This window comes from Salinimicrobium gaetbulicola (assembly GCF_042676025.1).
Classification (GTDB): domain Bacteria; phylum Bacteroidota; class Bacteroidia; order Flavobacteriales; family Flavobacteriaceae; genus Salinimicrobium; species Salinimicrobium gaetbulicola.
Window position 1 is genome coordinate 187,791 of sequence record NZ_JBHTJP010000034.1, and the last position, 17,795, is coordinate 205,585.

At 41.8% G+C, this 17,795-nt stretch carries 17 protein-coding genes; 14 read left to right on the forward strand and 3 right to left on the reverse strand.

Going from position 1 to position 17,795, the window contains the following annotated elements; all coding sequences use genetic code 11:
* From ACFQ1G_RS09135 to ACFQ1G_RS09160, 6 genes are all read left to right on the forward strand, one after another.
* A complete protein-coding gene (locus ACFQ1G_RS09135; protein WP_380738822.1) occupies positions 1-819 on the forward strand; it encodes a sugar nucleotide-binding protein in 819 nt (272 codons plus the stop codon).
* Between the two features lie 81 nt (positions 820-900).
* A complete protein-coding gene (locus ACFQ1G_RS09140; protein WP_380738824.1) occupies positions 901-1,191 on the forward strand; it encodes a 4a-hydroxytetrahydrobiopterin dehydratase in 291 nt (96 codons plus the stop codon).
* 64 nt (positions 1,192-1,255) lie between these two features.
* The gene (locus tag ACFQ1G_RS09145) at positions 1,256-1,978 is read left to right on the forward strand and encodes a YebC/PmpR family DNA-binding transcriptional regulator (protein ID WP_380738826.1); all 723 of its coding nucleotides are present in this window, start codon (positions 1,256-1,258) and stop codon (positions 1,976-1,978) included.
* 56 nt (positions 1,979-2,034) lie between these two features.
* Complete coding sequence (locus ACFQ1G_RS09150) at positions 2,035-2,922, forward strand: cation diffusion facilitator family transporter (protein WP_380738828.1); 888 nt, start codon at positions 2,035-2,037, stop codon at positions 2,920-2,922.
* Between the two features lie 100 nt (positions 2,923-3,022).
* Complete coding sequence (locus ACFQ1G_RS09155; RefSeq protein ID WP_380738830.1) at positions 3,023-3,751, forward strand: NYN domain-containing protein; 729 nt, start codon at positions 3,023-3,025, stop codon at positions 3,749-3,751.
* Positions 3,752-3,788: 37 nt separating this feature from the next.
* A complete protein-coding gene (locus ACFQ1G_RS09160) occupies positions 3,789-4,643 on the forward strand; it encodes a pirin family protein (protein WP_380738832.1) in 855 nt (284 codons plus the stop codon).
* A 47-nt stretch (positions 4,644-4,690) separates the two neighbouring features.
* Here the strand turns inward: ACFQ1G_RS09160 and ccsA are convergent, their stop codons facing one another.
* Positions 4,691-7,906, reverse strand: coding sequence for a cytochrome c biogenesis protein (gene ccsA / locus ACFQ1G_RS09165; RefSeq protein WP_380738834.1), 3,216 nt, complete (start codon positions 7,904-7,906; stop codon positions 4,691-4,693).
* Positions 7,907-8,020: 114 nt separating this feature from the next.
* Between ccsA and ACFQ1G_RS09170 the strand changes: the two genes are divergently transcribed.
* The 8 genes from ACFQ1G_RS09170 (at position 8,021) to ACFQ1G_RS09205 (ending at position 16,089) form a co-directional block, all read left to right on the forward strand.
* Positions 8,021-8,785 carry a Rossmann-like and DUF2520 domain-containing protein gene (locus tag ACFQ1G_RS09170; protein ID WP_380738836.1) on the forward strand — a complete coding sequence of 255 codons (765 nt, stop codon included), beginning with the start codon at positions 8,021-8,023 and terminating at the stop codon, positions 8,783-8,785.
* Positions 8,769-9,278, forward strand: coding sequence for a KdsC family phosphatase (locus tag ACFQ1G_RS09175; protein WP_380738838.1), 510 nt, complete (start codon positions 8,769-8,771; stop codon positions 9,276-9,278). Before ACFQ1G_RS09170 ends, ACFQ1G_RS09175 begins: the two co-directional genes overlap by 17 nt.
* Position 9,279: 1 nt before the next feature.
* Entirely contained in the window at positions 9,280-9,606 is a 327-nt protein-coding gene (locus ACFQ1G_RS09180; protein ID WP_380738840.1) for a DMT family transporter, read from the forward strand.
* On the forward strand, positions 9,606-10,526 hold the full coding sequence (locus ACFQ1G_RS09185; RefSeq protein WP_380738842.1) for a geranylgeranylglycerol-phosphate geranylgeranyltransferase: 921 nt from the start codon (positions 9,606-9,608) through the stop codon (positions 10,524-10,526). The genes ACFQ1G_RS09180 and ACFQ1G_RS09185 overlap by 1 nt, the downstream gene beginning before the upstream one ends.
* A gap of 3 nt (positions 10,527-10,529) precedes the next feature.
* The gene (locus tag ACFQ1G_RS09190) at positions 10,530-11,117 is read left to right on the forward strand and encodes a Maf-like protein (protein WP_380738844.1); all 588 of its coding nucleotides are present in this window, start codon (positions 10,530-10,532) and stop codon (positions 11,115-11,117) included.
* A 66-nt stretch (positions 11,118-11,183) separates the two neighbouring features.
* Entirely contained in the window at positions 11,184-11,723 is a 540-nt protein-coding gene (locus ACFQ1G_RS09195; RefSeq protein ID WP_380738846.1) for a mechanosensitive ion channel domain-containing protein, read from the forward strand.
* A gap of 57 nt (positions 11,724-11,780) precedes the next feature.
* The gene (locus ACFQ1G_RS09200) at positions 11,781-14,288 is read left to right on the forward strand and encodes a PIG-L family deacetylase (RefSeq protein ID WP_380738848.1); all 2,508 of its coding nucleotides are present in this window, start codon (positions 11,781-11,783) and stop codon (positions 14,286-14,288) included.
* A 112-nt stretch (positions 14,289-14,400) separates the two neighbouring features.
* Complete coding sequence (locus ACFQ1G_RS09205; protein ID WP_380738851.1) at positions 14,401-16,089, forward strand: sodium:solute symporter; 1,689 nt, start codon at positions 14,401-14,403, stop codon at positions 16,087-16,089.
* A 50-nt stretch (positions 16,090-16,139) separates the two neighbouring features.
* On the opposite strand, the gene ACFQ1G_RS09210 is transcribed toward ACFQ1G_RS09205, so the two are convergent.
* Both ACFQ1G_RS09210 and kdsB read right to left on the reverse strand, forming a co-directional pair.
* On the reverse strand, positions 16,140-16,985 hold the full coding sequence (locus tag ACFQ1G_RS09210) for a DUF2911 domain-containing protein (protein WP_380738853.1): 846 nt from the start codon (positions 16,983-16,985) through the stop codon (positions 16,140-16,142).
* Between the two features lie 74 nt (positions 16,986-17,059).
* On the reverse strand, positions 17,060-17,785 hold the full coding sequence (kdsB, locus tag ACFQ1G_RS09215) for a 3-deoxy-manno-octulosonate cytidylyltransferase (RefSeq protein ID WP_380738875.1): 726 nt from the start codon (positions 17,783-17,785) through the stop codon (positions 17,060-17,062).
* Between the last annotated feature and the right edge of the window lie 10 nt (positions 17,786-17,795).

Consider the following 17,795-nt stretch of genomic DNA (forward strand, 5'->3'; position numbering starts at 1 on the left):
TTGAAAAAAATATTGATTTTAGGAGCAAGCGGCTTTATCGGCAATGCCTTGTATAAAGAGCTTTACCCTTATTTTGACACTCATGGCACTTATTTCACAGACAGTGCTTTCTTTGAAAAGAACCAAAAGTTCCATCAATATGATGTTGAAAAAGAAAGTATAAGTGTTCTGTTGGAAAATTTGCGCCCGAACATCATTATTTCCGCACTCCGTGGAAATTTTGATGCTCAGGTGCATGCCCATTTTGAGATCATAGACTACCTCCTGAAAAACAATAATACCAAGCTGATCTTCCTTTCATCAGCTAATGTGTTTGACGCCTTCACCAACTATCCGTCTTATGAATATGATAAGACCCTGTCCCAAAGTGTTTATGGCAGGTTCAAGATCAAGATCGAAAATGCACTTTTAAGGCTGCCTAATTCCAAATATGTGATCGCCCGAATGCCTATGGTGTACGGTGCTAACTCTCCAAGAGTACTGGAGATCAAAAAACAATTACAGGAAAAAACGGCCATAGAAGTGTTTGCAAATGTGGTTGTCAACGCGACGACAGACACCAAGTTAACCCAGCAAATTCATTATATCATTAACAGAAGACGCCAGGGGGTTTTCCATTTGGGAAGCAACGATCTAATTCACCACAACGACCTGGTCACAGAGATCTGCGAAAAACTGGGAGTAGAGAAGCCGTTGCTTAAAAATGTGTACGATTCCAATTTTGACCGATTTCTGGCGGTGATCCCAAAAGACAATCTTCTGCCTAAGAATTTGCAGATCTCAGTTCAGGATGTGGTTAGCGGAACTTTGGTGAGTTGATGTTAATCTTCTACTAAATCTCGGTTGTCAAAAATATCTCTTTGAAAGGATGCTTAACTTTAGGTATTAAATAGAAAAGTCATGAAAAAACTAACCGAAGAAGAGATCTACAAAAAACTGGAATCCCTACAGGGATGGGAATTTGACAACAACGCCATTCATACCTCTTTCGAATTCGAAGATTTTAAGGAGGCATTTTCTGCCATGGTGCGTATCGCGTTTGAAGCAGAAGTCCAGCAGCATCACCCCGACTGGACCAATGTTTACAATCAGGTAGAGATCTCCCTTTCAACGCATGATGCCGGCGGTGTCACCGAAAAAGATTTTAAACTGGCCGAAAGCATTGAATCTATAATTAATGCCGGAGAATAATCTTTTTTCCTGCTTCCAAAAATCGATGTTTTTCCTATTTTTACGCCACATTTAATAAAATCTCATGGGAAGAGCATTTGAATTTAGAAAAGCACGTAAAATGAAGCGCTGGTCAGCAATGGCCAAAGCCTTCACTCGTATTGGAAAAGACATTGTTATGGCTGTCAAAGAAGGCGGACCGGATCCCGACACCAACTCACGCCTTAGAGCTGTAATTCAGAACGCCAAGAGTGTCAATATGCCTAAAGACAATATCGAGCGAGCTATTAAAAGAGCTTCAGATAAGAGTCAGGGTGATTATAAAATCGTACTTTTTGAAGGGTACGCCCCACACGGTATCGCCGTATTGGTGGAAACTGCAACAGACAATAACAACCGTACGGTTGCTAATATTCGATCTTATTTCAACAAATGTGACGGAAACCTGGGAACTTCAGGATCTGTAGAATTTATGTTCGATCACACCTGTAACTTCCGAATTCCTTCGGAAGGTATTGACGCGGAAGAGCTGGAACTGGAACTGATCGATTTTGGAGCCGAAGAAGTTTTTGAGGACGAGGACGGAATTTTGATCTACGCTCCTTTTGAAGCCTTTGGGGCACTTCAGAAAGAATTAGAAGGCCGCGGTATTGAGATCATTTCATCTGGATTTGAAAGAATTCCACAGGTCACCAAAAAATTATCTCCTGAAGAAGCGGCAGATGTAGAGAAGCTTTTAGAGAAGCTGGATGAAGATGATGATGTTCAAAACGTCTATCATACCATGGAGGAAACTTCAGAAGAGTAAAAAATAAAAGTTTTAAAGCCGGTTTTCTTAAACCGGCTTTTTTTATTTTAGTCCAAATGGAAACCGAAAAACATCAAAAGGCGATCAATGCTTCCTATTTCAGCATTGTAGGCAATGCAGCGCTGGCTATTATCAAGGGTATAACCGGATTTTTCGGAAATTCATATGCTCTTATCGCTGACGCCATTGAATCTACTACCGATGTCTTTTCAAGTCTCCTCGTTTTACTGGGACTTAAGTACTCTGCCCGCCCGGCTGATGAAAACCATCCATACGGCCACGGAAAGGTGGAACCGCTGGTCACTTTTGCCGTTGTGGGATTTTTGATCGTATCGGCTACCATCATCGTGATCGAAAGCATTGAGAACATCCAAACCCCTCACAAAGTTCCTAAACCCTACACTTTGATCGTTCTAGCCGTGATAATTGTGATCAAGGAAGTATTTTACCGGTTCATTTCCAAAAAAAGCGATGAGACCCAAAGCAGCTCTCTTAAAGCTGATGCCTGGCACCACCGCAGTGATGCGATCACCTCATTAATGGCTTTTATTGGGATCTCCGTCGCGATATTCATGGGGAAAGGTTATGAAAATGCCGATGACTGGGCAGCACTCTTCGCCTCAGGCTTTATATTATATAACGCTTTCCTCATCCTGCGTCCTGCCTTAGGCGAGATTATGGACGAACATTTATATGATGACCTGGTAGAGGAAATAAGAGAGGTTTCACACAAAGTTCCCGGAGTCATAGATACTGAAAAATGCTTTGTTCGAAAAGCCGGAATGACTTATCATGTAGATCTCCACGTTGTGGTTGATGGTAAAATCACGGTTAGTAAAGGGCATGACATCGCACATAATCTCAAAAACGTGCTTTTAAAAGAAATACCTGATATCGCCGATATCCTTATTCACGTGGAGCCCGATGATATCGAGCACTCCTAAATCCCACTTCTATTTCATAAAAAAATTATAATGAGCTTGGCACTTTCTGAGGGTCGCTTTCAAATGCCTATCTTTAATGAATATTAAAGAAATATTTTAAATGGATATAAAATTAGCGGTATTAATTGATGGCGATAACATTCCTTCAGCCTACGTAAAAGAAATGATGGAAGAGATCGCCAAGTATGGAAACCCAACAATTAAACGCATCTACGGTGACTGGACAAAACCCCATCTCGTAAAATGGAAAAATGTACTACTGGAGAACGCAGTAACACCTATTCAGCAATATGGTTACACCCAGGGCAAGAACGCGACCGATTCGGCGATGATCATAGACGCTATGGACATCTTATATTCCGGGAAGGTTAACGGATTTTGTCTGGTATCCAGCGACAGTGATTTTACACGCCTCGCCACCCGTCTTAGAGAAGCCGGTATGAATGTGATTGGAATTGGAGAAAAGAAAACTCCAGATCCTTTTATTGTAGCCTGTGACAGGTTCATTTATATAGAAATCCTGAAAAACCAGGTGAAAGAATCGAGTAAGGAAAAGGAAAATAAGAAAAATGATTATGACAAGATCACTTCAAAGGTCATAAAACTCATCGCCTCAACCATTTCAGATGTCGCGGATGATGACGGCTGGGCTTTTCTTGGAGATGTGGGAAGTTTGCTGCAGAAAAAACAACCAAACTTTGATTCACGTAACTACGGGTTTCAAAAGTTAACTCCTATGATCAACTCCATTGATAAATTCGAAATTGAATCCAGGGAAAATCAACGCGGTAAGTACAAGCTTATCTACGTAAGGAACAAGGATCAATAATAGCTTTTCCAGAGCATTTTAAATTCAGGATTTTAGTATGAGAACTATTAGGAAAGTTCATAAAGCGGAGTATCGGCCTATAGCCGATTTAATCACCTATTCTCCTATGCCTACGCGTAGTCTTAGAATGATCGATCCCTTTTTGTTTTTGAATCATCACGGGCCTCAAAAATACCTTCCGAACAATAATGGATTGCCTTTTGGTCCACATCCCCATCGTGGAATGGAAACGGTCACTTTTATTTTGGAAGGAGATATTGCACATAAAGATTCGGGAGGAAACAAAAGTGTTATTGAAGGTGGCGGAGTTCAATGGATGACTGCGGGAAGCGGATTGATCCATTCTGAAGTCTCTTCGGAAGAATTCAAGAAACAAGGAGGTCCTTTGGAAATTTTACAGCTATGGGTAAACCTTCCGGCAAAGCTTAAAATGACAGAACCTAAGTATAAGGGCCTCAAAAAGGAGGAAATCCCACAGACAACTTTTGATAACGGAAAAGTTTCCGCTCAGGTCATCTCCGGAAAACTTCAAAATGAAGAAGGAGCTTTTGAAACGCTTACCAAGATACATTTGAGTACCTTATTTCTCAAGTCCGGAGGGGTCTTAGAAACTAAAGTACCTCTTGATCACAATATTCTTTGTTACATCATTAAAGGGGAGATCAAGATCAACGGAGAAATTATCCCGGCATTACACCTTATAGAATTCAATAATGACCAGGAAGAGCTCAGATTAGAAGCCCTTTCAGAAAGTACGGTATTATTTGGCCACGCAAAGCCTTTTAACGAACCGGTAGTAGCCAGAGGCCCTTTTGTGATGAACACCATGGAAGAAATTGACCAGGCTTACAAAGATTATGAACAGGGAAAAATGGGAGATCCTTACCAGTAAACTCTACTCTTAAAAAAAAAATCCTGCCTATTGGCAGGATTTTTCATTTATAGATTTTTCTTCTTTTTCTTCTTTTCAAGAAACTTATCCGTTAGTCGGTTCTGGTTTTCTTTCTTGTAGTACTTCTTAAACCTGAAGTACGACACTAATCCCAGTAAACTTACTACCCCAACAGAATAGTATACGAAATTTGGAGTGATCACCTTGTCACCGCTCGCATACGAGTGAAGACCGGAAAGATAAAAGTTCACCCCGAAATAGGTCATCAAAATACTGGCGAAAGACACTACTGCCATCAGGTTAAATAACCAACGGCTTCTTAAGCCGGGAACAAGTCTCATGTGGATCACGAAGGCATAAACCATGATACTCACCAAAGCCCAGGTTTCCTTAGGATCCCAGCCCCAGTAACGACCCCAGCTTTCATTGGCCCATTGTCCACCCAAAAAGTTTCCGATGGTCAGCATAACCAGACCTACCGTTAAAGCCATTTCTGTAATAATGGTGATCTCCTTGATAGTAAGATCCATCTTCTTTTTATTCTTTTTAGTGGTCGCGATCATCAGGATCAAAGCAACCGCACCCAGGATCATTCCCAGGGTAAACGGCCCGTAACTACCAACAATAATAGATACGTGGATCATAAGCCAGTAAGAATCCAGTACCGGTTGTAAATTAGCTATAGAAGGATCCATCCAGTTCCAGTGCGCGATCATTAGGATCATAGCAGTTACAAATGCAGTTGAGGCCACAGTAAGATCACTTTTTCTTCCGAATAAAATTCCGAAGAGCATGGTAGCCCAGGCCACATAGATCATAGACTCATACGCATCACTCCAGGGAGCATGCCCAGAAACGTACCAGCGGGCGATTAGTCCGGCAGTATGAAGCAGGAACAATAAGATGATCGCCACCTTACTGATGGAGATCAAAACACTCACCGCTTTATTGTCTTTGAAGATCTGGAAGATCACAAACATCATCATGAGCACACCTGCCAACATATACATCCAGAAAAGGTTCCTGAAAATGTCGTATTTATTATACAGAATCTCAGTCTTTATTTTTTTATCCGAAGGCATCACCTCATCACCAAATTTCTTCTGGAAACCTTTGATGCTGCCCAATAACTCGTTTGCCTTTTCATAATCTCCGGTTTGTTTTGCTGTACGCAAGGCCGAAAAATACATGGGCAGAATTTGCTGGGTATAAAGAGAATCCATGCCTTTAAACCCAGATTCCATAGCCTCAGGGTAAGAAGCCCACTTATTATTTTCATGTTCTGGAATCGGGAATATTCGAAGGATCTCTCCTTGCAGCGCATTATAAAGCAGGTTCACTTTCCTGTCAGTGTCAATAAAGTCTTTTTGGAATTGATTCGGAACAGCAGCCTGGTAAGCACTCTCCAGATAAGGGCTGAGCTTGTAATTTCCTTCTCGGTCGAAGAAATTAGTCAGAGCCAGGTTTTTTTGATCAGCAGAAACCCCTGCAATATGACGAATACTGTCATTTCCACGCTTCACATTAATAATAGGCACGTTGTACCACATGGTAGGGTTTTCGGTCATGGAGATCAGGATCTGATCTGAGGTTAGACCTTCATATTCGGCACTTTTACTCAACTTCCGAAGTAATTCAGAAGAATAAGTGTTCACCGGTTTCATTCTACCCCCAACATCCTGAACCACCAGCTTTCCAAATTCCTCGGCATGTTCCTCAGAAACCACGTTAGCCTTGATGATAGAATCGATCTGAGCTTTTGGCATGGTAAGCGGAGAATTTTCATGCTCGTGCTGATCTTCCTGCGCGAATCCTGAAACTGAAACGAACAGAACCAGTAACAGGGTTGTCAACTTCGACTTCTTTTTCTTCACTTTTTTAAGCATCTTTTTAAGCTGACCAAATCGAGATCCGCGGTCAAACAGGATCCAAATCAGACCTATGTATAGCAGCGTATAACCTATGTAGGTGATCCAGGTACCCCAGAAATCATGGTTAACGGATAGTACCGTTCCCTTCTCATCGGGATCAAATGAAGCCTGGAAGAATCTGTAACCTTTATGATCGAGCACGTGATTCATAAAGATCTCGTATGGGAAAGATTCATTTTCATCGATCACGGTCACCTTACTCTTAAAGGCAGAGTAGCTCTTTTCGGTTCCCGGATATTTAGATGCAATAAAGTCATTCAATTTAATAGCGAAAGGCAATTCATATTGCTTCGAACCGTAGCGAACATAAAATTCAAGTCCACCTAAATTCAACTTCTTTGGGTCATTGATAATTCCTTTGCTTCCCATCAAGGAAACCACTTCAGATTCACCTGCAGTGGTAACCCTCAATTTGATCGCGTCCTGCTGGTTTGCTGTTTTCTCTTCGGTTGGAATAATGTCATATTTTCCCCTTATCACAGGGTCAGGCAGCACGAACTGCATTCCGGCCATGTTGTAAAGAGACCTCAGGTTAAAGGTTTGCACACTGTCTTTCATCACCTCCCCTTGCTGCTGGTCGGCCATTCTCATGTAGGTTCCTTCAAAAGGGGAAGAGATAAAATACTCTCCGTTTTCAAAGGTGATATTGATGGCGCCTTGAGTAGGCTTATTAAACGCGAACAGCACGTTGTGAATACTTGAAACCTCTCCTTCCTTGAGGTAGTGATCGTGGCGGTTTCCTCCCCCGGCTTCAACGATCTTCAGGAAATTCTCTCCGGAAGGATCTTCCACCAAACCTTCTTCGGCTCCGTGAATGTAATCGATCACTTCCAGTTTTACCGGCTGCCCGTTATAATCCGTATTAAAACTGAATTCATTGGAAGCTCCCGGTGCCAAGAGAATTTCATTCTCAACCACTCTTCTTCTTGGCTCCCCGTCAATTTCGCCATCAATAAACGTGGTGATAAATGTCTTTTCTGAAAGGAAGGTATTTTCTGTAGCTCCCTCTCTAATAGGCATCATTCCTTCATAACTTATATACCTGGTTACAAAGGCACCCACCAAAATCAAGATGAACGCGAGGTGTAAAAGCAGGCTTGACCATTTATCTCTTTTATGAAGTTTAAACCTTACGATATTCCCCAGGAAATTGATCACAAAAAATACCATGATCACTTCAAACCAAAGGGCATTATATATCCAGACTTTAGCGGTTTCTGTACTGTACCAGTTCTCAATAAATGTTCCCAGTCCAAGCGCAACGGCAAATACAACAAATAATACGGCCATTAAACGGGTGGAAAATAGGATGGAGGCAATTCTTTTTTGCATGAAAAGTTGTTTTAAAAACGCAGCAAAAGTAAGCATTTTTAAGGATTTAAGTTTTTTTTAGGACTAGAAATTCAGCTTCCTGTATGGTCCTGATTTTTTTGGTAATTTTGCCGAATGATCGACCTTGTTCTATTAGGATCCGGAAATGTTGCCACACATCTTTACAGAGCTTTTTCTGCTTCGGAAGAAATACGTGTGAAGCAGGTCTATAATCATGCGGAAGAAAGTCTCAAAGATTTTAAAGCCGAGACCGCGGTCACTACATCCCTTTCAGAATTAATGAAAGCCGATATTTACCTTTTAGCTCTCAAGGATGATGTTATCCCTGATGTTGCTCAAAAATTAAGTCATTTGAACGGACTTGTGGCTCACACTTCGGGCTCGGTTACTTTAAATGCACTCGAAGCCTGTAAGCGGGTGGGTGTATTTTACCCTTTGCAGACCTTTTCCAGGAACAAAGAATTGGAGTATTCCCAGATCCCTTTTTGCCTGGAAGCTAACAATACTTCAGATCTGGAAATGCTGAAAAAGATCGCGAAAAATATTTCAGGAAAAGCCTACGAGATCAATTCGGAACAGCGGAAAAAACTGCATTTATCGGCAGTCTTCGTTTGCAACTTCGTGAACCATCTTTATAGCATTGGCGAAGATATCTGCAAAGAGAATGATATTCCGTTTGAGATCCTTCAGCCGTTGATCAAAGAAACAGCCGAAAAAGTTAAGGACTCCTCCCCTTCCGAAGTACAAACAGGTCCGGCCATAAGGAGAGATCAGTCCACTATAGACGCGCATCTAAAACTGCTGTCTTCTTCAGAAAACAAAGAAATTTATCAATTAATAACTACTGCAATCCAATCATTTCATGGAAAAAAATTATAAAGAATTCCTTTCACAGATCACCACTTTCATTTTTGACGTTGACGGCGTGCTGACTGATGGTACCCTGCAAATAAGTACTAATGGTGACCTGCTGAGAACCATGAATATCAAAGATGGTTTTGCCATGAAACACGCTATGCAAAAAGGTTTTACGGTATGCGTGATCTCCGGTGGTTATAATGAAGGGGTACGTCACCGCCTGAAGGGTCTTGGAGTGACCGATATCTACCTGGGATGTCCCGATAAAGTAGAGCAAATGGAAGAATTTTTGGATATCTACGACATCAAGCCCGCGCAGGTTTTATACATGGGTGATGACATGCCCGATTATTACGCGATGCAAAAAGTAGGTTTGCCTTGTTGTCCTCAGGACGCGGTGGCAGAGATCAAGGAAGTCTCCCGATATATTTCTCACAAAAAAGGCGGAAAAGGCTGTGTTCGTGAAGTGATCGAACAGGTGATGAAGGTACAGGGAAAATGGCTGGAAGAATAATATGAATTGGGTCCTCCTGATCATAGCCGGACTTTTTGAGGTGGGTTTTGCAACCTGCCTGGGGAAGGCACGAGAGACTTCCGGAAGTACAGCCACTTATTGGATGCTGGGATTCTTTGTATGCCTTTCCATAAGTATGACCCTGCTTTACAAAGTAACACAAACCTTACCGATTGGAACCGCCTATGCGGTGTGGACCGGAATTGGAGCCTTCGGAACTGTCTTGATCGGAATCTTTGTTTTTAAAGAACCCGTTCACTTCTGGAGGTTATTTTTCCTTTTTACGCTCATCGCTTCCATCATCGGATTAAAGTATGTCTCTGCCTAATGCCAATAGCCCCCTTTCTTAAGCTCGTTCGTTACCCGAATCTATTGATGATCGTCCTTACCCAGGTTCTGGTCAAATACTTTCTATTCGAACCTTTTAAACTGGACGTAACTCTTGACGGCTTGGGATTTTCGTTACTTGTGATTTCCATGGTTTGCCTTGCAGCCGCAGGAAACATTATCAATGATCTACATGACACAGAAACCGACACTGTTAACAAACCTCATAAGCTCATTATTGGAAACAAGATCTCTGAAAAAGCCGCTTACAACTGGTTCATTGCATTGAACATTATTGGTGTGGGAATTGGCTTCTACCTTTCGAATCTCGTAGGCAAGCCCTCTTTTACCGCTCTTTTTATAATCCCCTCAGCTTTCTTGTATTTCTATGCCACCCAGATCAAAGGAACTGTCCTGGTAGGGAATCTGGTGGTAAGCATCATGGTAGCCATGATCATTGTGATGGTGGGGATTTTTGACCTGGTACCGGCAATTACCCCTGCTAACTTAAGCACTCAAAAAGTGATATTTTTGATCCTGGTCGATTATGCCATTTTCGCCTTCTTAGTCAATTTTATACGTGAAATGGTAAAGGATCAGGAAGACATAAAGGGAGATTACAAAGCAGGTTATCAAACCCTGCCCGTCATCCTTGGCAGGAAAAGGACCAATATGATAACATTTTTCATAACCCTGCTTCCGCTTGCCGGGGTACTTTACTATATTTACAATTACCTATATGACAACAAAATAGCCATATTGTATGCCTTGTTGCTTGTCATGGGGCCTTTGCTATATTTCCTGGTTAAAATCCCCGGGGCTGAAACAAAGAAACAATACCATCAACTTAGCACCCTGCTAAAAATGGTTCTCGCGGCAGGCCTACTTTCAATAGGATTGTACCGGTTCATTTTAATTTAAATTATGCTACAAGAAAAACTTAAAGATCATCATATCATATTAGCTTCGGGATCACCCAGAAGACAGCAATTTTTCAAAGATCTGCTCATTGATTTTGAGATCAGGTTAAAACCTGTACAGGAAGTCTATCCTTCACACCTTTCGGGAAAGCAGATCACAAATTACCTGGCAGAATTAAAAGCCGCTGCGTTCGATGGTGAACTTAATACGGGAGATATCCTTATTACCAGCGACACCATCGTATGGCATAAAGGTAAGGCCATGGAGAAACCAAAAGATCCGGCTCAGGCTATGGAAATGATCAAATCGCTCTCCGGAAAGACCCATGAGGTGATTACTTCTGTTTGCTTTAAAACACCAGAAAGAGTTCATACAGTAGATGCTACTACCCGTGTAACTTTTAGTCACCTGGATGAGGATGAGATCCAATTTTACATTGATAGATTCAGACCATTTGATAAAGCAGGGGCCTACGGAATCCAGGAGTGGATAGGTTTGATTGGCGTGGAACACATTGAAGGAAGCTATTTTAATGTTGTGGGGCTTCCCACCCACCTGGTCTACCAAACTTTGATCGAAATTGCCGAATAAATGCACCTTTTTAGAAACCCGAATCTAATTTTGAATCATTTATCTTTGACAAAATAACCTCGCAGAATGAAAGAATTCTTTTTCACTTACCAATACCAGATAATTTATACGATCATAACTTTATTGGTCTTATGGTTCTTCCAGTTTGGCCTTAAAAAGGCGGCTCAAAGGGTGGGTCATAAAAGTGAAATTCACATCACCCGTACGCGGTTGATGTTCAAATACATCAACATCCTTATTGTTCTTATCGCTTCGTTTCTATTGGCTTTAGCCTGGGGAGTTGGCGTGGGAGACCTGGCCTTATTGTTTTCTTCAGTTTTTGCCGTAATTGGAGTCGCACTCTTTGCCATCTGGTCTATTCTCAGCAATATTACTGCAGGTATCATCCTATTCTTTTCATTTCCATATAAGATCGGAAGCAAGATCAAGATCCACGATAAGGATATGCCAATTGAGGCGATAATCGAAGATATAAAAGCCTTCCACCTACATCTAAGGACCATGGACGGCGAATTGATCACGTATCCTAACAACCTTATTCTCCAGAAAGCGGTTTCATTGATTGAAAAAGAGCATTACTACGACGAAGGTAAGGATGCGCTTTAACATCTACTGCCTCTAAAGTAATCTTGCTATATTTGAAGAGTTCCAAAATTCATTTTAATGCGAAAGCTCTTAGTATTTCTCTTCCTTCTTATATTTTCCAACTTGCAGGCACAAGAGCCTCAAAAATTAAATTCTTCGGAAATATTCCAGGAGATCAAGAAACTGAACTTTCTGGGAAGAGCCCTGTACGTAGCAGCCCATCCGGATGATGAGAATACAAGGCTGATTTCATACCTAAGCAATGAACTGCACGCAAAAACAGCATATCTTTCCCTTACCCGTGGAGACGGAGGACAAAATCTCATTGGCCCGGAATTAAGAGAAAAGCTGGGAATTATAAGAACACAAGAACTGCTCGCGGCCCGAAAAATTGATGGAGGAGAACAGTTTTTTACTCGCGCAAATGACTTTGGGTATTCCAAAAATCCCGAAGAGACACTGGAGGTATGGAACGAAGAGGAGATCATGAAGGATGTCGTAATGACAATTAGGAAATTCCGTCCAGATGTTATCATCAACAGATTCAATGTGGAATCGGCAGGACGCACTCACGGTCACCACACCTCATCGGCCATTTTAAGCACCCAGGCGTTTGAGATTTCAGGAAATAAAAACACATATCCTGAACTGGCGGAAAAGTACGGATCCTGGCAGCCAAAAAAGCTGTTTTTCAATACTTCTCCCTGGTTCTACAGCTCCCAGGAAGCCTTTGAAGCAGCAGACAAATCTAATTTTCTGGAAGTAGACACCGGAGTATATTACCCTTTGACCGGAAAATCAAATACTGAGATCGCCTCTTTAAGCCGAAGCCAGCATCAATCCCAGGGTTTCGGAAGTACCGGAACACGAGGCAAACAACCTGAATATTTAGAATTCATAGCAGGAGAGCATCCAAAAAATGAAAATTCTCTTTTCGCAGGAATAAATACCACCTGGAGCAGAGTTAAAGGAGGAAAGAAAATCGGGGAAATTCTGAAAGAGGTAGAAGAAAATTATGATTTTAAAGATCCTTCTGCCAGTATTCCCGGTCTTTTAAAGGCTTACACCCACATTCAAAACCTGGATGATGGGTTTTGGAAAAAGGAAAAATCAGATCACATCAAGGAGATCATCGCTGCCTGCGCCGGACTTTACCTGGAAGCAGTGGCGACAAAACCCCTGGCGACACCGGGAGAAGAAATAGAAGTGAACCTGGAAGCCATTAACAGAAGCGCTTCTGACATTTCCATAAGTGAGATTACCGTTACTCCAAATCTGGAAACTTTAAGTCTGCAAGCAGCACTTCCAAATAATGAATCCTGGAGGAAATCTGTACGTGTGAAAATACCTGAAGCTTCAGAATATTCCGGTCCTTACTGGCTAGTGGAAAAGAGTGACCTGGGAATTTACAAAGTGAAGGACCAGGCTTTAATAGGTCTTCCTAAAACGCCGCGAAAATATCAGGCTCAATTCAACATCCAAATTAATGGTACCGTAATTCCATTTTCAAAAGATATTGTTTACAAGGAAAATGATCCTGTAAAAGGTGAAAAATACAGGCCTTTTGAGATAGTTCCGCCGGTCTCCCTTTCCCTTAAAGATGATGTGCTCATTTTCTCCAATCATGCTCCCAAGCAAATTCCGGTAACCATAAAAGCCATGAAAGATTCAGTTTCCGGGGTATTAAAAGTGAAAAAATTAGATTCCTGGAATATTGAACCGGTAAGCTATTCTTTTGGACCACTTTCAGAAGGTGAGGAAGTCAGCTTCAGTTTTGAGGTGAGTGCCCCCGACTTTCAAAATGTAGGCGAATTGCAGCCAATCGCTGAAGTGAATGGCAAAGATTACACGAAAGAGATCGTTCACCTTGACTATGAGCATATCCCGTTCCAAACTCTCATCCTTCCGCCTGAAACAAAATTGGTGAAGATCAACATTGAGAAAAAAGGAGATTTGATCGGCTATATTCAGGGCGCCGGAGATGTGGTTCCTGAAGCCCTCGAACAAATAGGTTACCGGGTGGAAGAGATCAATCCTTTAAATATTTCCGCAGAGAATTTAGCCAAATATGACGCCGTAGTTCTAGGCATCAGAGCCTATAATACCGTTGACGCATTGACTTATAAGCAACCCGAACTTTTGAACTATGTAGAAAATGGCGGAAATTTGATTGTACAATACAACACCAGCCGCGGCATTAATACAGATCAACTGGCACCTTATAAGCTTTCGGTTTCCAGGGATCGGGTGACCGATGAAAATTCAGCAGTAAGATTCTTAGATAAGGATCATCCCGTTTTAAATATTCCAAACAAAATTTCACAGAAAGATTTTGACGGCTGGGTACAGGAAAGAGGCCTTTATTTTCCGGATGCATGGGCGCCTGAATTTACCGCGGTACTTTCCATGAATGATGAAGGAGAAACCCCAAAGAACGGAAGTCTGCTAATTGCACCTTACGGTAAAGGTCATTACGTTTATACCGGACTGAGCTTTTTCAGGGAGTTTCCTGCAGGTGTCCCCGGTGCCTTCAGGCTTTTCGCAAACCTGCTATCACTTGGCAAAGAGAAAGAAAATCAAAATTAATCAATGAAACTGCCTCAAAAATATCATTGGAAGAAATCCTACACCATCGTACTTCTTGCGAATGCGGTATATATTTTCCTGTTCTATCTTTTAATGACCTTATTCTCCTGATATGCTGCTTTTAGACTGGATCATTTTGATAGGAACCCTTGTTTTTATTGTAGCTTATGGAGCTTACAAGACCAGGGGCAGTAAAAATGTACAGGATTACCTTCGCGGCGGGAACGAGGCAAAATGGTGGACGGTGGGACTTTCGGTAATGGCAACTCAGGCCAGTGCGATCACCTTCCTTTCCACCCCCGGCCAGGCATTTCATAGCGGGATGGGCTTCGTGCAGTTCTATTTTGGTCTGCCCATTGCCATGATCATCATTTGTATGGTCTTCATCCCCATCTATTACAGGCTGGAGGTCTATACGGCCTACGAATATCTCGAATCACGATTCGACAGGAAAACACGCTCCCTAACAGCCCTACTCTTTTTAACCCAGAGAGGATTATCTGCCGGAATTACCATTTTTGCGCCTGCAATTATCCTGTCTGCAGTTCTGGGTTGGGATCTTACAACCCTGAATATAATAATTGGAGTTTTGGTGATTATTTACACGGTTTCCGGAGGAACGAAGGCGGTAAATGTCACTCAAAAACAGCAAATGGCGGTTATCTTCTTCGGAATGATCACAGCTTTCGTTTTGATCATACAATACCTTCCGGAAGAGATAAGCTTCACAAAAGCCCTTGAGATTGCCGGTGCCAGCGGAAAATTGGATATTCTTGACTTCTCTTTTGATTTTGACAATCGTTATACTTTTTGGAGCGGAATAATTGGCGGTACGTTCCTGGCTCTCTCCTATTTTGGAACAGATCAAAGCCAGGTACAGCGTTATCTTTCAGGAAAATCGGTGCAACAAAGTCAGTTAGGACTTATTTTTAACGGACTTCTGAAGGTCCCTATGCAGTTCTTCATTCTGCTGGTGGGTGTGATGGTCTTTGTGTTCTATCAGTTCAATTACTCACCGCTGAATTTTAACCCGGCTGCAACCAAAGCTGTGACTAACTCTGAGCTTGCTTCGGAATATGAAGAACTTGAAAATGAACTGAATTTTATACAGACTCAGAAACAGGAAAAATCTTTAAAGTATGCCCGGGCCGAAGATTTTTCTTCCGGAAATCGAGAATCTTTCAAACAGGATATGCTTCAGCTTAATGAGGCTGAAATATCTACCAGGCAAAAAGCATCGAATATCATTGCTGAAGCAGATGAAAGTGTAGAGACCAACGACAAGGATTATGTCTTCATTCACTTTATTCTAAACAATCTTCCCCGTGGTTTAATTGGTTTATTGCTGGCCGTGATCCTTTCCGCAGCCATGTCTTCTACCGCATCTGAGCTTAATGCATTGGCCTCGACTACGGTAATTGATCTTTATAAAAGGAATATTGGTGACCGCTCTGATGAACATTTTGTGAAGGCTTCCAAATGGTTTACGCTCGCCTGGGGATTGATTGCCATCTTGGTAGCCAGTTTTGCCGAGCTTTTTGATAATTTGATCCAACTGGTAAATATTATTGGATCCATTTTCTACGGAAACGTTCTTGGAATCTTTTTGCTGGCGTTCTTTATCAAATATGTTCGCAGCAATGCTGTTTTTGTAGCAGCACTTATCACACAGGGCCTTATAATTGGAATTTACTTCATGGAAATTATGCCCTATCTATGGCTGAATCTCACCGGATGTGTATTGGTGATGGGTATTGCCTTTCTGCTTCAGAAGCTTGACAACATTAGAAAGATAGCCTAAAAGAAAAAGCGGCCAAAAGCCGCTTTTCAGATCTTATTTCAAAATTGAAATTATTTCGTTCCCCATTCTTCAAGGGATTCCTTATTCATTTTTACATAATCTTTATTGCCGGCCTTCTCGGCTATCTCCAATGATTTCTTTGCAGTGGCAATAGCTTCTTTTTTCATTCCAAGATCTGCCTCGATCAAGGCTTTTCTTCGTAAGACCCAAAATGCATTAGGATCACCTAATTCCACTGCTTTTTTGATCCACTCATAAGCTTTATCAAGATCTTTCTTCTCGTCATGATAGTAAGAGGCAGCAGAAAAATAATCACCTGCAGACGGACCGTTCATAACACGTTCTATACTGGAAAGTGCCATTTCATCTGTAGGAACATTCATTTTTAAACTGGCGGCTGTAGAACCCCAAATGAAAGAAAGCACGGCGGAGTCATTTTTAAGATCTCCGAACATGATAGTGAAGGTTTCTACTTCAAAAGGAAGCGTATCCAGGTCGGCACCTGCTTTCAATACAACTTTGCTTTCGTCCCAATTTTGAGGCACACCCCAGTTATTGCTGTCCTGGTAAAAAATAATATCCCAGGAATCCTTTTTTGGAACCGTATATATAGCATAAGTTCCTTTCTCCAGTTCCTTGCCGTTAACGGTAATTTTGGTATCAAAAGAGATGGTGGTATTCGCATTGGCGCCGGTTCTCCAGGTTTCCCCGTAAGGCACCAGGTCTCCAAAGATGGCTCTTCCCTTCATTCCCGGACGGGAATAAGAAACAGTAAAATTGGTAAGACCTACTTGCTGTTCAATTTTAGCTGCCGGACTCGGTGCAGGAGTCTTGATCTGGCCTGTCAAGGAAGAGGTCAATAACCCTGCGAAAAGGAATAAGAAAATGTTTTTCATAATATCTTAAAGTTGGTTTTACTCAAAGATATATAAATAATAAAGAGAACTATGAAGTATCGGAAATATGAAATTTACTCCTTGCTTCCGGAAAGGATCTTTCTGGCCTCCTCCAAGTCTTCGGGGGTATCTATCCCTACTCCTTTCACTGTGGTTTCAACCATTTTAATGTTTTTACCGTACTCCAGATACCTGATACATTCGATCTTTTCTGTAGCCTCCAGCTTCAGCATAGGTAAGCGGTAAAAATCCATCAAAGCCTGCTTTCTAAAAGCGTAAATCCCAATGTGTTTGAACCAGGTCACTCCTGAATTCTCCTCGCGAGGATAAGGGATCGGGGAACGTGAGAAATATAAAGCGAAGTCATCTTTGTTGGTGATCACCTTCACATTATTCGGGTTTTCAATATCTTTTTTATGGATCAACGGAGCTTTCAAAGAAGCCAGATCGATCTTATCCGCATCTTTTCCGCGGAAAACGGACAGGACTTTCTCAAGGCTGTCGGTATCTATCATGGGCTCATCTCCTTGTACGTTCACTACGATATCCACATCCATATCCTCAACCGCTTCAGCAATACGATCACTTCCGCATTCATGCTCCTTCTTGCTCATGATCGCTTTACCGCCGTTTTCAGTAATTTCCGAATATATGGTCATGCTGTCGGTCACCACATAGACCTCCTGAAAAAGTCCGGTATTTCGGGCTGCTTCATAGGTTCTTAAAATGACGGTTTTCCCATTAAGATCCTGCATTAATTTCCCCGGAAAGCGTGATGCGGCATAACGCGCGGGAATCATAGCGATAATG